21 protein-coding genes are annotated in these 16,103 nt (G+C 66.4%); 16 read left to right on the top strand and 5 right to left on the bottom strand.

Features of this window, described 5'->3' with window-relative positions:
- Nucleotides 1–15: 15 nt before the first annotated feature.
- Nucleotides 16–951 carry a methyltransferase gene (locus HJG53_RS03625; protein ID WP_171127794.1) on the bottom strand — a complete coding sequence of 312 codons (936 nt, stop codon included), beginning with the start codon at nucleotides 949–951 and terminating at the stop codon, nucleotides 16–18.
- 40 nt (nucleotides 952–991) lie between these two features.
- On the opposite strand from HJG53_RS03625, the gene HJG53_RS03620 reads away from it, so the two are divergent.
- The 7 genes from HJG53_RS03620 to leuD all read left to right on the top strand — a co-directional run bounded on the left by HJG53_RS03620 (nucleotide 992) and on the right by leuD (nucleotide 7,574).
- Nucleotides 992–1,651, top strand: a complete 660-nt coding sequence (locus HJG53_RS03620; protein ID WP_171127793.1) for an HAD family hydrolase — start codon at nucleotides 992–994, stop codon at nucleotides 1,649–1,651.
- 48 nt (nucleotides 1,652–1,699) lie between these two features.
- Nucleotides 1,700–2,407, top strand: coding sequence for a CoA transferase subunit A (locus tag HJG53_RS03615; RefSeq protein WP_171127792.1), 708 nt, complete (start codon nucleotides 1,700–1,702; stop codon nucleotides 2,405–2,407).
- Complete coding sequence (locus HJG53_RS03610; protein WP_171127791.1) at nucleotides 2,407–3,042, top strand: CoA transferase subunit B; 636 nt, start codon at nucleotides 2,407–2,409, stop codon at nucleotides 3,040–3,042. Before HJG53_RS03615 ends, HJG53_RS03610 begins: the two co-directional genes overlap by 1 nt.
- 232 nt (nucleotides 3,043–3,274) lie before the next feature.
- The gene (locus HJG53_RS03605) at nucleotides 3,275–4,573 is read left to right on the top strand and encodes a serine hydrolase domain-containing protein (protein ID WP_171127790.1); all 1,299 of its coding nucleotides are present in this window, start codon (nucleotides 3,275–3,277) and stop codon (nucleotides 4,571–4,573) included.
- A 49-nt stretch (nucleotides 4,574–4,622) separates the two neighbouring features.
- Nucleotides 4,623–6,065 (top strand): 3-isopropylmalate dehydratase large subunit, encoded by a 1,443-nt coding sequence (gene leuC, locus HJG53_RS03600; RefSeq protein WP_171127789.1) that lies wholly within the window; start codon nucleotides 4,623–4,625, stop codon nucleotides 6,063–6,065.
- Nucleotides 6,062–6,871: an N-acyl homoserine lactonase family protein gene (locus HJG53_RS03595; RefSeq protein WP_217352579.1), complete on the top strand. Its 810-nt coding sequence runs from the start codon at nucleotides 6,062–6,064 to the stop codon at nucleotides 6,869–6,871. Before leuC ends, HJG53_RS03595 begins: the two co-directional genes overlap by 4 nt.
- Nucleotides 6,872–6,995: 124 nt before the next feature.
- The gene (gene leuD / locus HJG53_RS03590; protein WP_171127788.1) at nucleotides 6,996–7,574 is read left to right on the top strand and encodes a 3-isopropylmalate dehydratase small subunit; all 579 of its coding nucleotides are present in this window, start codon (nucleotides 6,996–6,998) and stop codon (nucleotides 7,572–7,574) included.
- On the opposite strand, the gene HJG53_RS03585 is transcribed toward leuD, so the two are convergent.
- Nucleotides 7,571–7,948: a hypothetical protein gene (locus tag HJG53_RS03585; RefSeq protein WP_171127787.1), complete on the bottom strand. Its 378-nt coding sequence runs from the start codon at nucleotides 7,946–7,948 to the stop codon at nucleotides 7,571–7,573. The genes leuD and HJG53_RS03585 overlap by 4 nt on opposite strands.
- Nucleotides 7,949–7,998: 50 nt before the next feature.
- Nucleotides 7,999–8,283, bottom strand: a complete 285-nt coding sequence (locus tag HJG53_RS03580) for a hypothetical protein (RefSeq protein ID WP_217352578.1) — start codon at nucleotides 8,281–8,283, stop codon at nucleotides 7,999–8,001.
- A 234-nt stretch (nucleotides 8,284–8,517) separates the two neighbouring features.
- Between HJG53_RS03580 and HJG53_RS03575 the strand changes: the two genes are divergently transcribed.
- From HJG53_RS03575 to arsC, 5 genes are read left to right on the top strand one after another with little or no spacing between them, the layout of a single operon-like run.
- The gene (locus HJG53_RS03575) at nucleotides 8,518–9,519 is read left to right on the top strand and encodes an NADPH:quinone oxidoreductase family protein (RefSeq protein WP_171127785.1); all 1,002 of its coding nucleotides are present in this window, start codon (nucleotides 8,518–8,520) and stop codon (nucleotides 9,517–9,519) included.
- Nucleotides 9,520–9,576: 57 nt separating this feature from the next.
- On the top strand, nucleotides 9,577–9,903 hold the full coding sequence (locus tag HJG53_RS03570; protein WP_171127784.1) for a DUF1476 domain-containing protein: 327 nt from the start codon (nucleotides 9,577–9,579) through the stop codon (nucleotides 9,901–9,903).
- Between the two features lies 1 nt (nucleotide 9,904).
- Nucleotides 9,905–10,144 carry a BolA family protein gene (locus HJG53_RS03565; protein ID WP_171127783.1) on the top strand — a complete coding sequence of 80 codons (240 nt, stop codon included), beginning with the start codon at nucleotides 9,905–9,907 and terminating at the stop codon, nucleotides 10,142–10,144.
- Between the two features lie 3 nt (nucleotides 10,145–10,147).
- Entirely contained in the window at nucleotides 10,148–10,480 is a 333-nt protein-coding gene (grxD, locus tag HJG53_RS03560; protein ID WP_171127782.1) for a Grx4 family monothiol glutaredoxin, read from the top strand.
- Nucleotide 10,481: 1 nt separating this feature from the next.
- Nucleotides 10,482–10,826, top strand: coding sequence for an arsenate reductase (glutaredoxin) (gene arsC / locus HJG53_RS03555; RefSeq protein ID WP_171127781.1), 345 nt, complete (start codon nucleotides 10,482–10,484; stop codon nucleotides 10,824–10,826).
- On the opposite strand, the gene HJG53_RS03550 is transcribed toward arsC, so the two are convergent.
- Nucleotides 10,823–12,295, bottom strand: a complete 1,473-nt coding sequence (locus HJG53_RS03550) for a phospholipase D-like domain-containing protein (RefSeq protein WP_171127780.1) — start codon at nucleotides 12,293–12,295, stop codon at nucleotides 10,823–10,825. The two genes, arsC and HJG53_RS03550, sit on opposite strands and share 4 nt — an antisense overlap.
- A gap of 112 nt (nucleotides 12,296–12,407) precedes the next feature.
- On the opposite strand from HJG53_RS03550, the gene HJG53_RS03545 reads away from it, so the two are divergent.
- From HJG53_RS03545 to HJG53_RS03530, 4 genes are all read left to right on the top strand, one after another.
- Entirely contained in the window at nucleotides 12,408–13,478 is a 1,071-nt protein-coding gene (locus tag HJG53_RS03545; protein ID WP_254447487.1) for a YihY/virulence factor BrkB family protein, read from the top strand.
- 13 nt (nucleotides 13,479–13,491) lie between these two features.
- Nucleotides 13,492–13,683, top strand: coding sequence for a hypothetical protein (locus tag HJG53_RS03540; RefSeq protein WP_171127778.1), 192 nt, complete (start codon nucleotides 13,492–13,494; stop codon nucleotides 13,681–13,683).
- Nucleotides 13,684–13,800: 117 nt separating this feature from the next.
- The gene (locus tag HJG53_RS03535; protein WP_171127777.1) at nucleotides 13,801–14,067 is read left to right on the top strand and encodes a hypothetical protein; all 267 of its coding nucleotides are present in this window, start codon (nucleotides 13,801–13,803) and stop codon (nucleotides 14,065–14,067) included.
- A 63-nt stretch (nucleotides 14,068–14,130) separates the two neighbouring features.
- Nucleotides 14,131–15,654, top strand: a complete 1,524-nt coding sequence (locus HJG53_RS03530) for a murein L,D-transpeptidase (protein ID WP_254447486.1) — start codon at nucleotides 14,131–14,133, stop codon at nucleotides 15,652–15,654.
- On the opposite strand, the gene HJG53_RS03525 is transcribed toward HJG53_RS03530, so the two are convergent.
- The gene (locus HJG53_RS03525; protein ID WP_171127776.1) at nucleotides 15,651–16,088 is read right to left on the bottom strand and encodes a nuclear transport factor 2 family protein; all 438 of its coding nucleotides are present in this window, start codon (nucleotides 16,086–16,088) and stop codon (nucleotides 15,651–15,653) included. The two genes, HJG53_RS03530 and HJG53_RS03525, sit on opposite strands and share 4 nt — an antisense overlap.
- Nucleotides 16,089–16,103 lie beyond the last annotated feature (15 nt).

The raw sequence follows: 16,103 nt of genomic DNA, 5'->3' as shown, positions 1-16,103 counted from the left end.
TCGCGGGAAGGACGATCAGGAGGGTCGCTCCAGCGTCACCGCCACCAAGGCGATCCGCTCGACCTCGGCATAGGCAGGTTTCTCCAGCTCTTCGCCGAACACGTCGGGGTCCAGCTCCCGGCAGCGGTGCGCGAGGCCGAGTTGCTCTGCGAGGGCGCCAATCGCCTCGCACAGCGGGTTGCGCCCGCCGACGATCGCCGCGCCGGTGTAGAGGATCAGCCGGCCGCCGGGCGCCAACCGCCGCGCGGCCATTGCTGTCATGTTGAACGGCACTTCGCCGCCATGCATGCCGCCGCCGTCGCGATAGGCGCGGTCGCCATCATCGATGATGTAGGGCGGGTTGATGACGGCCAGGTCGATCGGATCGGCGACCTTATCGAGTGTTTCGGACTCGATCGTCTCCGCCGCCACCCCTGCGCCCACGGCGTTGACCCGCGCGAGCCGCAGCGCCTTTGGGTTGAGGTCGGTCAGGCTCACCTGCGGCGCGTCGCTGCACAACCCGGCGACGATGCCGCCGACGCCCGCGCCGGCGCCCATATCGACGATGTGCGCCCCGCGCGCGAGCGGCCGGCGCGACAGCTCGTCCCCGATCAGGGTCGCGAACCGGTAGGTATCGGGGCCGAAGAACACGGCGTCCTTCGCTTCCGTCGGATAAGCCGAATGGAGCCAGAGCTGTCCGCCCAGGCTCGACACGCGGAGCCGGCTTTTGACGCGGCCATCCGGCTCATCGAGCATGCCGGCCTGGCGCAGCAGGTCCTCCACGGCATCATCCGTGCCTGCCGGGGCAGGGAGGCTCCAGCCGAGCAGCCCGCGCAGGTCACGTGCTTCCCGCATATCGGCGCGCGCGACCACGCGCTGATGGCTCGCGGGTGTCGGCGTGACGAAGTGATAGCCGCGTGATTTCAGCAGCTTCAGCAGGTCACGCAGTGCGCTATCGGCATCTTTGCTCATCAGGGCGCAACGGCCCGCCGACAGCTGCGTTCCCCGGAGCATGCTCAAGGCCGCGCTCTTCGACATCGATGGAACCCTGATCGACAGCAACGACCTGCACGCGCAGGCCTGGGACGACGCGTTCCGCCGCTACGGCATCGAACTCCCCTATGACCGCATCCGCGATCAGATCGGCAAAGGCGCGGACAATCTGCTGCCCGCACTGCTGTCGCCCGACATACTCGAAACGCACGGCAAGGAGCTCGAGCAGGAGAGCAAAGCGGTGTTCAAGCGGGACTATCTGTCGCGCGTGAAACCCTTTCCCGGCGTGCGCGGGTTGTTCGAAGGGCTGAAGGCGTCCGGTGCACTGATCGCCCTTGCCACCTCCGGCGCGGAAGACGAGCTGGAGCATCACAAACAACTGCTCGGCATCGGCGACCTGCTCGATGCCGCCACGTCTGCAGACGACGCCCAGCACAGCAAACCCTATCCCGACATATTCCAAGCGGCCCTGGGCAAGCTGCCCGGCATCGAGGCAGCGCAGGCAGTGGTGGTCGGCGACACGCCGTACGACATGGAAGGCGCCCGCAAGGCCGGCATGGCAAGCGTCGCCTTGCGCTGCGGCGGCTTCGCGGCCGAATGGCTCGCCGAAAGCGGGGCGGCGGCGCTGTTCGACGGTCCCTGGGCCTTGCCTCACCGGCTGGACGCGTGGCTCGATTGACCGGCAGCGCCTCTCGCCTCTAGAGCGCCCGGCAGCGGAGGCGCTTGCATGAAGAAGATCTATCCCGACGCCGCGGCGGCACTTGAAGGCCTGTTGTTCGACGGCATGACCATCTGCTCGGGCGGCTTCGGCCTGTGCGGCATTCCGGAGCGGCTGATCGACGCCATTCAGGCGAGCGGGGTCAAGGACCTGACCGTCGTCTCCAACAACGCCGGCATCGACAATGAGGGTCTCGGCAAGCTGCTGCGGTCGCGCCAGATCAGGAAGATGATCTCGTCCTATGTCGGCGAGAACAAGGAGTTCGAGCGGCAATATCTGGCGGGCGAATTGGAGGTCGAATTCTGCCCCCAGGGCACGCTCGCGGAGCGCTGCCGGGCAGGGGGCGCGGGCATTCCTGGCTTCTATACCAAGACCGGTGTCGGCACGCTCGTCGCCGAGGGCAAGGAGCATAAGGAGTTCGACGGCGAGACCTACATCCTCGAGCGCGGCATTCGCGCCGACCTGTCGATCATCAAGGGCTGGAAGGCGGACGAAGCCGGCAACCTGGTCTTCCGCAAGACCGCCCGCAACTTCAACCAGCCGATGGCGACCGCGAGCCATGTGACGATCGCCGAGGTGGAGGAGATCGTGCCCGTCGGCAGCCTCGATCCCGACTGCATCCACGTCCCCAGCATCTTCGTGAAGCGCCTGATCCTCGGCGCGCCCTATGACAAGAAGATCGAGTTCCGCATGACCCGCCAGCGGGAGGCTGCATAATGGCTTGGACGCGTGACGAAATGGCCGCGCGGGCGGCTCGCGAGTTGCAGGACGGGTTCTACGTGAATTTGGGCATCGGCATCCCGACGCTCGTTGCCAATCATGTGCCGGACGGTGTCGAGGTGACGCTGCAGAGCGAGAACGGCATGCTTGGCATCGGGCCGTTCCCCTATGAGGACGAGATCGACCCCGATCTGATCAACGCGGGCAAGCAGACCATCTCGCAACTACCGTCCTCGAGCTATTTCGGCTCGGAGCAGAGCTTTGCGATGATCCGCGGCGGGCATATCGACCTGACCGTGCTCGGCGCGATGGAGGTCAGCCAGGATGGCGACATCGCCAACTGGATGATCCCGGGCAAGATGATCAAGGGCATGGGCGGCGCCATGGACCTGGTCGCCGGCGTCAAGAAGATCATCGTCGTCATGGAGCATAATGCGAAGGACGGCTCGCCGAAGTTCATCCCGGCCTGCACGCTGCCGCTGACCGGCAAGAACGTCGTCGACATGATCGTGACCGACCTGGCCGTGTTCCAGCGCCCCGATCACCAGAGTCCGTTCAAGCTTGTTGAGCTTGCTCCGGGCGTGTCCGCAGACGAGGTCAAGGCGAAGACGACGGCCCAATACGTCTCCTGACCCGCTCGTCCCGAGCGCAGTCGAGGGGCGTGTCTCCGGTGTTTTGCCCGCGCCCCTCGACTGCGCTCGGGACGAGCGATGCTCCTCTTCGAAAGCTGAGTTCCCGGAGTCAGCCGCGGGTTTCTTTCGTTTCGTCGTGAAAACAGGGCGCAAGCGCTTGGCTTCGCGCTGAAACTCTGACTCTTTAACCCTAAATACAGGGGCATCGGGTCAGAGGGTCGCAGCGAAGGTGGTGAAGAACATCAAACAGGGCATTCGTCAGCGGCCCAAGGCGGCAGCGATCGGCGGTGGGGTCGCCGGCATGATGGCGCTCGCGGCGATCGCGCCGAGCCTGATCGCGGCGCGCTCGCCCGCGCAGGCGTCGCAGCCCGGCGTCTATCAAAGCACGCGCTCCGGCCTGATCAATGCCGAGTTCCGCGCTCCCTATAAGGTCGATTACGAGCGGCTCGACTCCCGGCTCCGCCTCGCCGCTTCCAAGCCGGACATGGTCGGCATGGCGGTGGCGGTCATCGAGAATGGCGAGATCACCTTCGTTCAGGGCTATGGCACCACCACGGCCACGGGCTCCGAGCCGGTCACGCCGAACACCGTCTTCCGCTGGGCCTCGCTGTCGAAAGGCGTCGCTGCGACCATGACGGCGCTGCTCGATGCCGAGGGCAAATTGTCGCTGAACGAGCCGGTCGCGCGGTTCAACACCAGCCTCAGGCTGCCGATGGGCGGCGAGGCGCGGGCGACCGTGGCCGACCTGCTGTCGCACCGCGTCGGCCTGTCGCACAACGCCAATGACGGCAAGCTCGAGGCGGGCCAGGACCCGAAGATGCTGCGCGCTTCGCTCGGCGCATTGTCGCCGGCCTGCGCGCCGGGCACCTGCCATTCCTATCAGAACATCGCCTTCGACACGGTCAGCGAGATCGTCGAGAAGGTGACCGGCCAGACCTATCAGAACGAAGTCCGCCGGCGCCTGTTCGCGCCGCTCGGCATGCAGACGGCGAGCCTGACGCGCGCCGGGCTGATGTCCTCGCGCAGCTGGGCGCGTCCGCATGTCGGCCGTACCACCGTCGAAGTGAACGACAATTACTATCGTGTGCCGGCCGCCGGTGGCGTCAACTCGTCGATCATGGACCTGGCGATCTGGATGCGCGCGCAGATGGGTCTGGCGCCGCAGGTGCTGCCGGACTCCGTGCTGGACACCATCCACCAGGCGCGGGTGAATACAGATCGGCGCGGAACGATGTTCGCGCGGGCGATGGGCCCGTCGCAATATGCGCTCGGCTGGCGCGATTATAACTATGCCGGGCGCTGGCTGGTTGGTCACCAGGGCGCCGTGAAGGGCTATCGCTCGACCATCCTGTTCGATCCGCAGTCGAAATCGGGCGTGGCGGTGCTGTGGAACTCGCAGAGCGGCAGGCCGTCCGGCGTGCAGCTGGAAGTGCTGGAGATGCTCTATGGCCAGCCGCGCAACGACTGGTTGAAGATCGACGCGCCGGGCGCGGGCGGCGGTATGCCGCTTCAGGACGTCGCTGCGCAATAAAGGCGCGGCTTCTGCTCGCCTCCACGCAATTATCTGCTAGAGCGTGCCAATGACCGACCGGCCGCGCACCTTGTACGAGAAGATCTGGGACGCTCACCTGGTGGAGCGGCGGCCGGACGGCACCTGCCTCATCTATATCGATCGTCACCTGGTGCACGAAGTGACCAGCCCGCAGGCTTTCGAGGCGCTCCGCCTGGGCGGCCGCAAGGTACGCCGGCCCGACCTGACGCTGGCAGTACCCGATCACAACCTGCCGACCACGCCGCGTGTCGATGCCCGCGGTCGGCGGCTGCCGATCGACGATCCGGAAAGCGCGGCCCAACTCGCCGCGCTCGAGCGGAACGCGCCGGAGTTCGGCATTCGCTACATCGACGCGACCGCGCCGGAACAGGGCATCGTCCATGTTGTCGGACCGGAGCAGGGTTTCACCCTGCCGGGCGCGACCGTGGTGTGCGGCGACAGCCACACGGCAGCGCATGGCGCGCTCGGCGCGCTCGCCTTCGGCATCGGCACGTCAGAGGTCGAGCATGCGCTCGCCACCCAGACGCTGCTGCTGAAACAGTCCCGGTCGATGAACATCCGCATCGATGGCGCGCTCGGCTTCGGTGTCAGTCCCAAGGACCTGATCCTGCACATCATCGGCCGGATCGGCGCGGCCGGCGGCAACGGCTTTGTCGTCGAATATTCGGGCTCCACGATCCGCGAAATGTCGATCGAGGGGCGCTTGACCGTGTCCAACATGTCGATCGAGGCGGGCGCGCGGGCGGGACTGATCGCGCCGGACGACAAGACCTTCGCCTATCTGAAGGGCCGGCCGATGGCGCCTTCGGGTGAAGCGTGGGAGCGGGCGGTCGCCTGGTGGCGAACCCTGCCCAGCGACGAGGGCGCGGCCTTCGACCGGATCGTCGACATCGACGCCGCCGCGGTTGCGCCGACAGTCAGCTGGGGCACCAGTCCGGAGGATGTCGCGCCGATAACCGGCAACGTGCCTTCTCCCGACAGCTTTGAAGAGGCGGCGAAGCGCGAGGCTGCGGCCAAGTCGCTCGCCTATATGGGCCTGACACCCGGCGAGCGGCTGCAAGACGTCGCGGTCGAGAATATTTTCATCGGCAGCTGCACCAATGGCCGGATCGAGGATTTGCGCGCGGCCGCCGCGGTGCTGAGGGGCCGTCGGCGCGCAGAGAATGTAAAGCAGGCGCTGGTCGTGCCCGGCTCGGGACTCGTCAAGCGTCAGGCCGAGCAGGAAGGGCTCGATCGCATCTTCGTCGAAGCCGGTTTCGAATGGCGCGAGCCGGGCTGCTCCGCCTGCCTCGGCATGAACCCCGACAAGGTGCCGCCGGGCGAACGCTGCGCCTCCACCTCCAACCGCAACTTCGTCGGTCGTCAGGGTCCCGGCGCGCGGACGCATCTGGTGTCGCCGGCAATGGCGGCCGCGGCGGCGGTGACGGGACGGTTGGCTGATGTGCGGGAATTGATGGGAGCAGGGGAATGATGAAGCCGTTCCTGGCGATGCTGGCCCTCGCGGGCGCGGCGCCTGCTGTGGCGCAGGGCGTGTCGCTGCATGCGTTCGAGTGCGGGCGCCTCGTGCAGAACGATCTGGGACGCTTCTCCGACACCTTCCGTTTTCAGGGCGAGAGGCGCGAGCTGGTCGCCGGCTGTTTCCTCATTCGGCATCCCAAGGGCATGCTGCTGTGGGACACCGGCCTCACGCCCGACCTGATCGGGGCGACCAATGGCCCGGCGGGCATGTCGCTCAAGCAGAGCATCCCGGATCGGCTGAAGGCGCTCGGCCTCACGCCCGCTCAGATCACTTATGTCGGCATCAGCCATCATCACGCCGACCATACCGGCGGCGCGAAAGACTTCTCGGACGCAGAGCTGCTGATCGGAAAGGGCGATCTCGACGCGCTGAAGGCGATGAAGCCTGACGATCGCGCACCGGCCCAGCTGACTCATTGGCTGACCGGGCAGGGCAAGGTCACGCCCGTCACTGGAGACAAGGATGTGTTCGGCGACGGCAGCGTCATCATGTTGGCGATGCCCGGCCACACGCCGGGCCATTCAGCGCTGCTGGTGAAGCTGGCCAGCGGCTACGTCCTGTTAAGCGGCGACGAATATCATTTTCGGGAGAACCGTGCGGCGAATGGCGTGCCGACGTTCAATTGGAATCGCGCCGATACGCTCGCCTCGCACAAAAGGTTTGAGGAGATTGCGGCCAATTTGAAGGCGCGCGTGGTGATCCAGCACGACGCACGCGATCTGGGCGAGCTGCCCGCCTTTCCGGCAGCGTTGAAGTAGAAGAGCAGACGGGAGCGGGGACAATGAAGCGAGCGATTACACTGCTGATTGCGGGAAGCCTGTTGAGCGGCATCGCCGCGTTTTCGGTCAGCGCCAAGCCGGAGACGGCAACGGCGGAGCAGCGTTGAAACCGGTCGCGACCGTCGAAGGGCGTGCGATCCCATTCGGGCGCGCGAATGTCGATACAGATGTGATCATCCCTGCCAAATGGCTGAAGACGATCAGCCGGCAGGGGCTCGGGCAAGGTGCATTCGAGACGGTGCGCGCGGAGCCCGGCAACGTGTTCGACGATCCGGACTATGCGGGGGCGGCGATCCTCATTGCTGGCGAGAATTTCGGCTGCGGATCGAGCCGGGAGCATGCCGCCTGGGCGCTCGCCGATCTCGGCATACAGGCCGTGATCGCGCCCAGCTTTTCGGACATCTTCTCAGGCAATGCCTTCAAGAACGGCATCCTGACGGTCGAGCTGCCGCGTGCGGCCATCGACCGGCTGATGACAGTCGCCAGGACCGATCCGATCAGCATCGATTTGGAGCACCAGACTGTCACCACGCGCTTTCAGGACCGCTTCAGCTTCGAGATCGATCCGTTCCGCAAGCACTGCCTGCTGAACGGACTGGACGAAGTGGGGCTGACACTCGCGATGGACGATCGCATCGCCGCTTATGAGGAGAAGCGCGCGGCGGAGCTGCCCTGGCTTTAGGAGCGGCGCAGCTGGCGCCAGCCGAACAGGCTCAGCGCGACCAGCAGGGCTTCGACGATCATCGGGATGGCGGCACCATCATAGCTGCCCGCGACGATCAGGTTCGCCGCACGGCCGGTCAGCGCGATGCCGTAGAGCCCGGCCGAAACGATCAGCCATTCGCCCCGCTCGGCTATCGCGGCATAGAGCGCGCAGAGGCCGCTGACGAGAAAGAAGGCGGACATGTCGGCGCGCAGCGTCGCCAGACCCGCCGCTCCCTGGGGCGTAACGAAGAAGGCCGCCGCTGCATGGTCCGTCGCGAAGAAGAACCACAGGCCGAGCGCCAGCCCAAACAGCGCCACGAGCAGTGCGCCTATTCTCGCCAACATGTTCATGCTCCCCCTCCTCGCGACCAGCCTAGCCGAAGATCTTCCGTCGGCAAGGATCAGCGGAAAATCGCCGGATCGGCGATCTCGCCTCGGCTGACCGTGTCCAGCAAGGCCAAGCCATCGATGGTGGCGACGAGCAACGCAGCCTGCGCGCACGCATTGGATCCCTGGTCGACCAGGAGGCGCTGCTTCGCCCAGGCGATGAAGCCGTCCGCAATGGCCGACCCGATCTGCCGATAGAGCTCCTCGCCTCCCGCCGCCTGCGCGCAAATCTCCAGCCACAGGCGCATATAAGGCCGCAGCTGGTCGCCCCGCATCGCCGCGCGCAGCTGGGCCAGCAAGGCGGGGAAGGGGAGACGCTCCGGTCCGCTGCCCGAGTCCAGCAGCTTCGACAGCCGCGTCGCGAGCTTTCGATCGCGACCGGATTCCCGCTCAATGCTGCATCCAACACGCTGCTGCTCGTCGGTTTTCTGCTCCCGCTCTGGCGCAGCCGAGCGTTCAACGGCCGCCGGCCCTCGACAGCATCCTGAACCGCCGCCACAAGGCGCGGCAACGGATCACGAGAGGAGAACTCGATGAAGGCGTTATTGTCGCGCGCGGCCGATGGACCCGAGACGCTGGAGCTGGCCGACGTGGCCGACCCGCAGCCCGGCAAGGGCGAATTGCTCGTCCGCATTCAATATTGCGCGATCAATTATCCCGACGTGCTGGTGATCGAGGACAAATATCAGTTCAAGCCGCCGCGGCCCTTTGCGCCGGGTTCGGAAGTGTCGGGCACGGTCGAAGCGGTCGGCGAGGGTGTCGAAGGATGGCAGGTCGGCGACCGGCTGCTGGCGCTGACGGCTTCTTCAGGCGGACTGGCCGAAAAGGTGGCGGTCGCCGCCAACCGGGCGTTCAAGGTGCCGGACGGGCTGCCGCTCAAGGAAGCCTCCGCCCTGCTTATGACCTATGCGACGACCATCCACGGTTTGCTCGATCGCGGGCACCTGAAGGAAGGCCAGACGCTGCTGGTGCTGGGGGCTGCCGGTGGCGTCGGCCTCTCGGCGGTCGAACTTGGCAAGGCGTTCGGCGCCCGGGTGATTGCGGCCGTGTCGTCCGAGGAAAAGGCGCAGGTCGCGCGCGACGCGGGCGCGGACGACACGCTCGTCTATGGCCGCGCACCGTTCGACAAGGATGCGTCCAAGGCCCTCGCCGACCAGTTCAAGGCGAAGTGCGGGCCTGAAGGCGCGCACGTCATCTACGATCCGGTCGGCGGCGACTATGCCGAGCCCGCCCTGCGCTCGATCGCCTGGGAGGGACGGTACCTCGTCGTGGGCTTCCCTGCGGGTATTCCCAAGCTGCCGCTCAACCTGACTTTGCTCAAGAGCTGCGACGTGTGCGGCGTCTTCTGGGGTGCCTTCACGATGCGGGATCCCAAGCGCCACCAGGAGCATGTCGCGACGTTGTTCCGACTCTGGCAGGAGGGCAAGATCGCGCCGCGGGTGACCGAAACCTATCCGCTGGAGCGCGGCGGCGAAGCGATCGCCAAGCTCGCGTCGCGCGGCGCGATCGGCAAGCTGGTGGTCGAGATCGGCTGACGCGTTGCGCCCGCCGTCCGGGGCACCTATCTCACATGTGAAACAAGAGGGGTAACGATGACCACGTTCGACGATCGCGAGCGCGCGTTCGAGGCGAAGTTCGCCCGCGACGAAGAAATGCTGTTCCGGGTCGTGGCGCGACGCAACAAGCTGCTCGGCCAATGGGCCGCCAGGCTGATGAAGCTGACGCCTGAGGAAACCGACGCTTATTCGAAAGCGGTCGTCCAGGCCGAGTTCGAGGAAGCGCATGACGAAGACGTTATTCGCAAGCTGCTCGGTGACTTGACCGGGGCGGGTGTGGAAATGGACGACGCGACAGTGCGCAAGGCCGTGGCCGACCAGACGGTCGAGGCGCGCCGGCAGCTGATCGAGGCGCAATCCTGACATGCCGATGGCGGCCGACCATATCGAGGCGATGATCCGCGAAGCGATCCCCGATGCGCAGGTCGAGATCACCGATCTTGCCGGCGACGGCGATCACTACGCCGCGCGCGTGGTCTCGGCGAGCTTCAAGGGGCTGCCGCGGGTGCGCCAGCACCAGAAGGTCTATGCCGCGCTGCAGGGCCGCATGGGCGGCGAGCTTCACGCCTTGCAACTGACCACCGCCGTTCCGGCAGGAGAGTAGAGTATGACCGACGAATCTCAGGCCCGCATTCAGGAGCTGGTCTCGACCAACGATGTGCTGCTGTTCATGAAGGGTACGCCGCTCTTCCCGCAATGCGGCTTTTCGAGCCGTGCGATCGCGATCCTCGACCGGCTCGGCGTGGATTACGAGAGCGTCGACGTGCTGCAGGATCAGGGCATTCGCCAAGGCATCAAGGCGTTCAGCGACTGGCCGACCATCCCCCAGCTTTATGTGAAGGGCGAATTCGTCGGCGGCTCCGACATCATGATGGAGATGTATGAGAGCGGCGAACTTGGCGAACTGATGGCTGAAAAGGGTGTCGCCAAGGTCGGCTGACGTGGACGTTACCATCTACCACAATCCGGAATGCGGCACGTCGCGCAAGGTGCTCGCGGCGCTGCAGGATGCGGGACACGCGCCGCAGGTCGTCGACTATCGCAAGACCGGCTGGACCCGCGAACAGCTGGCGTCGCTGTTCGGGCGCATCGGCGTGACGCCGCGCCAGGCGCTGCGGACCAAAGGCGCGCTGGCCGGCGAGCTGGGGCTGCTCGACGGCGCTTCGGACGACGCGATCCTCGATGCGATGGTCCAGCACCCGATCCTTGTCGAGCGGCCGATCGTCGAGACGGAGAAGGGCGCCCGGCTCTGCCGTCCTGCGGAGACGGTGCGGGAGCTTCTCTAGGCCGGTCGCGGCAGGTGGCGCAGCAGCTTGCGGGTGGTCAGTGGCTCGAAGAGGTCTTCGGGCCGCTCAGGGTCCAGGCTTTCGCTTTCAGCGAGCTTTTCGGAGGCTCGACTGAACTCCGGCGGCTCGAATGTCTTCAAGCTGCGGCCGGTGCCGCGGAGGCTCTCCACCGTCGCGATCAGTGAGCCGGTGTCGGTCAGCCGCCGTCGTACTTCGCCGATCTCGGCGCCGAGATGTTCGGCGAGCAGGTCGGCGCGGATCGCCTCGATCGTCTCGCCGACATTCTCGTTGCCCGGAACCCCGACGTCGATCACCACGTCGCATTCGCTGTCCAGGCCCATCGAGCGGTTGTTCATGTTCGACGAGCCGACGCGCAGCACGCGGTCGTCGACGATCATGATCTTGGCATGGACATAGATGTCGTCGCCCGCTTCATTGACCGGCGTATAGATGCGGAAGCGACGGTCGCGATCTACCTTTTCGAGCGCCCCCATTAGTTCGGCGCGGGCAGGACCCATTACGGCTTCCTCAAGCCAGCCGTCCGCCGACATCGGATTGACCAGCACGAACTCGGGCCCATCCGGCTCCTGCAGCCGCTCCGCGATCGCCTCGGCGACCGCGCGTGAGGCGAAATACTGGTTCTCCGCATAGACGAAGCGCCTGGCCGAGCGGATCAGGTCGACGAACAGCCGCTCGTTTTCGCGCACCTCGGGCCGGTCCTGGAAGCCGCCGCGCGTGCGGGCGATCCCGAGTTCCACGTCACGAAAGTGCGGCTTCAGTTCGGGCGGCCAGACATCCTCCGTTACGTTGGGCGTGCGCAGCGACTCACCGCCCGCCACACGCCACCGCTCGCGGGCGAGTTCCCCCAGCGCCCGCGCCGCGTCGCCGTCGACGGCCATGGTCGCATCGTGCCACGGGTCGTAGTGCCGCCGCGTGGTCGGCCGCCTCCGGCCGGGCTGCTCCGGCGCATGGGCCCGCGTGTCCCAGCGGTCCGCCGTCATGTCGATGCCGCCGCAAAAGGCCAGGCGGTCGTCCACCACCAGGATCTTCTGGTGGTGGCTCGCCCCGGTCGGGTGGGCGCCGTCGAGTTTGAAGGTGATCCGGTCGTGCCACATCCAGCGTGCCAGCCGGAGCAGAGTCGTGCCGCGGCCCAGCAGCTTCAGCGCGCCGACATCCCACTTCAGTATGTAGATGTTGAGCTCCGGCCGGTGCTCCGCCAGCCACTGAATGAACGGACCGAGTTCATTGGGCACGCCTTCGGTCGGTTCGCCCGGACCTTCCTCCCGATCCAGGAAGATACGAGTGTCGAAGTCCCAGCCGATCAGGATGATCTGCTGCCTGGCCTTCAGCATTGCGCGCTTGGCATGGCGATAATAGTCGGCGGCATCGACGACGAGCGCTGCTCGGTCGGCGGTTTCGATGCGCCAGCAATTGCGGCCGGGCTCCAGGACCGGCGTCGGGTCAGGCATGCAGGCGTAACGATCTGCTTTGTGTCCCGTTGCATCGGAGCGGAAAGCCTCGCCGCTCGTTCTGAAAGCCATGACGGATCAAAGGGGTAGGGACGCCGCGAGCCCGACGGAGATGCCCGCCAGAGGCTGGCTCGATGTGCTGAAGCGCAGCTGGCGCGAGATGGGGCAGGACAATCTGTCGCTGATCGCCGCCGGCGTCGCCTTCTACGCCTTCACCGCGATGGTGCCGCTGCTCGGCGCAGTCGTGCTGACCTATGGCCTGATCGCCGACCCTGCCGCCGTGATGCGCCACTTTCAGGAACTGTCGCAGCTGCTGCCGGGCGAGGCGGCCAGGCTGATCGGCGAGCAGCTGATGAACGTCGTCAACACCGCGGGGAGCAAAAAGGGTCTCGGCCTCATCCTCGCACTCGCGCTCGCATTCTGGGGCGCGACCAAGGCAACCGGCGCGATCGTCACCGCGCTCAACATCGCCTATGAGGAGGAAGAGACGCGCGGCTTCGTCAAGCAGACGCTGATCAACCTGGCGATGGTGTTGGGGGCCGTGCTGGTCCTGGGCGTGGCGATGATCGCCATTTCGGTGTTCTCGTATCTCGGCCGCTTCTTCCCCGGTGCGCCCGCGGGCCTGCTGCTCCTGGGCAAGCTGATTTCCTGGCTGATGTTGGCGGCGATCGGCGCAGCTGCCGTTGCGACGCTCTACCGCTATGCGCCCGATCGCGATGCCGCCAAGTGGCGGTGGTTGACGCCGGGTTCCGCCTTTGCCGCGATCGGCTGGGGCGTGCTGACAGCGGGCTTCGGCCTCTATGTGGCGAACTTCGGCAACTATAACGCCACCTACGGCTCGCTCGGTGCAGTCGTCGTACTGCTTACCTGGCTCTACCTGTCGGCGCTCGTGCTGCTGCTCGGCGCCGAACTCAACTCGGAACTCGAGCATCAGACTGCGCGTGACACGACTCGTGGCGCCGAACGCCCGCTCGGCCAGCGCGGTGCCCAGATGGCCGATCGCGTTGCGCCCGACGAGGATGGTCACGCCCATGACGAGAGTCCGATTGGAACGCCCGCGCCTGCTGCGCGGCGAGAGGAGACGACCTCAACCTTGCCTTATGGTCTCAAAGTCTCCGAGGCCTTGCTGATCCTGCTTCTGGCACTGATCCCCAGCCGCCGCAGCGCACAGCCTGCCGAATGAGAAAGGAACGATGATGGACGAGCGAGAAGGCACCGGCACCAATGCCCGGCCGTTGGACGATACGATCGCCGGCACCGGCCCTGGCATTCCGGACGACGCCGTCGCTCCCGGCGAGGACGCGCTGCCCGAGCCCCCATCCGACGAAGAGGTCGAGCGGATCGCCGAGAAGCTGGGGGCGAACGAAGCAGCCGAACGCTCCAGCTGACCTGTCCGGCTTCGGACGTCGTTCCCCGGTTGGAACGAGACCGGCGCGGTGGCGTTCGGGGAATGCGGACCGCTGCTCCCCCTTGTGGCGCGTCCTGCATGTTCTGGGAGAGAAATGATGAGGGTCTCACGGATTTGCCTGATCCTGGCCGCGCCGATCGGCCTGGCCGCCTGCGCCGACATGCGCGACGATGTGGCGGTTGCGCCCGCCCCGCCGGCGTGGCCGGGCGTGATTGTCGGCTCGGTTGCTGCCGATCGCAACGGCGATGGCGTGGTCGATGGCTATTACACGGCCGACGGCACCTATGTCGCATTCCAGGCGCCGCCCTGCCCGGCGCCGCAGCCGATGATGCAGCCGGCGCCTTCGGGTGAACGCGGCATCTGATCGTTGACGGGCGCCGTCTCTTCGCGATGGCGCCCGCACCTGCCGAGTGGAAGGAAAGTAAAGTTGCGTAACCCGATGAGCGGCGCGTTTCTCGCCGCTTTGCTGATCTCGACCCCGGTCGCCGGTGCGTTCGCGCAGACCGCGCCCGATGCGGTGGCGCTCGCCGTTAAGGATCAGGCGGACGGCAAGCTGAAGGCGGTTTACGCCGCGCGCGGCTTTTGGCCGCTTTGGGTCAAGAATGGTGCGCTGACGCCAGCCGCCGCCACCCTGGTCTCCTATCTCGAAACCGCCGATCTCGATGGTCTCGAGCCCTCCGACTACGACGCGCGCGCGCTGCGTGAGTTGGTCGAGCGCAGCCGCAGCGGTGATGCCGAGGCGCTGGCACGAACAGAGCTGCGGCTGTCGCAGGCCTTTGCGCGCTATGTCCGGGATGTCCGACGCGCGCCTAACGCCCAGATTCGCTTCCTCGACGAGGAGTTGCGCCCGAAGAAGCTGAGCGAGGCCGATGTGGTGCGCGCCGCCGCGGTCGCGCCCGATTTCGACCGCTATCTTGCGGAAATGGGCTGGATGGACCCGGCCTATGCAAGCCTTCGCCGTGCGATGGCGGAACGCCGCGAGCATTGGTCCAACCTGCCGGGCAGCTATGTGGCCGAGGGCGCCGCGCTCAAGCCCGGCATGGGTGGAGACCGGGTCGCTGCGCTCCGCGAACGGCTCGGCCTCGATCCCCGCGGCAAGTTCGACAAGCGAGTCGCCGATGAACTGCGCGCCTTTCAGGCCGCGCACGGGTTGAAGCCGGACGGTGTGGCGGGTGCCGGCACGATCGCCGCGCTCAACCGCCCGCCGGATTGGTATGACCGCAAGCTGGCCGTCAATCTCGATCGCGCGCGACTGCTACCCGGACCGGGTACGCGGCACATCGTCGTCGACATCGCCGCCCAGCAGCTGGTCTACTTCCAGGAGGGTACCGAGGCGGGCCGCATGCGGGTGGTGGTCGGCAAGCCCGATCAGCAGACGCCGATGCTGGCCGGCATGCTCCGCTTCGCGATCCTCAACCCCTATTGGAACGTGCCGGACGACCTCGCCTATAAACGTGTCGTCAGCCGGGTGCTGAACGGCGCCTCGTTGCAGACGCTCGGTTTCGAGGCGCTCTCCGGCTGGGATGCCAACGCCCAGCTGCTGCAGCAAGACCAGGTCGATTGGCGCGCGGTGGCCGATGGACGCCAGCACGTCCGCGTTCGCCAGCTGCCCGGACCCGGCAATGCGATGGGGCGGGTCAAGTTCATGTTCCCCAATGATCTCGGCATCTATTTGCACGACACCAACGAGCCCGAGCTGATGAAGCGACCGGCGCGCTACTTCAGCTCCGGCTGCGTGCGGCTGGAGGATGCGCAGCGGCTTGGGCAGTGGCTGTTCGGCCAGCCGCTGAACCCGGCGAGCGACGCACCGGAGCAGCATGTCGCGCTGCCGCAGCCGGTCCCGGTGTACCTGACTTATCTGACGGTCCAGGCCACGCCTGAAGGGGTGCGGTTCCTGGACGACGTCTATGCGCGTGACCAGCTGGACCCGGGGGAATTCGCCAGCCGCTAGCGGTCGCCGCCGATCCGCGTGGTCTGGCTGGCGATGGCGACCCAGCGGCCGCCCCGCCGGGCGAAAATGTCGGTAAAGCCCCAGGTGCCGCTGGTGTTGCGATCGCCCATGGCGGTCACTTCCTCGTCCACTCCCTGAACGATCGCGACGTTGCCGAGGACGCGCACGCGGAGATCGCGAACGACCATCGACTTGATCACGTAACGGCTCCCTTGCAGCCTTTTCAGCAAGGTCGATTTGGTGAAGAAGCCGAGCCAATTCCCGCCGCGCCAGTCCGGCGCGTAGAAGCTGCGCAGGAAGGCCAGGTCCTTGTTGACCAGAGCCCGGGCATAATCCTGTTCCAGCCGGATCAGCTCGGCCTCCGCGCGCGGCTGCTGTGCCGCGACCGGCGAAGCCGAGGCGAGACTGGCGAAGAGGAATAGCCGCCGCTTCATCGCGCCTCCCATTGG

Origin of the sequence: Sphingomonas sp. ID1715 (assembly GCF_013044515.1) — a bacterium.
Classification (GTDB): Bacteria; Pseudomonadota; Alphaproteobacteria; order Sphingomonadales; family Sphingomonadaceae; genus Sphingomonas_B.
Note: the sequence above shows the minus strand (reverse complement) of the source record. Positions and strands in the feature narration are given on the sequence as shown.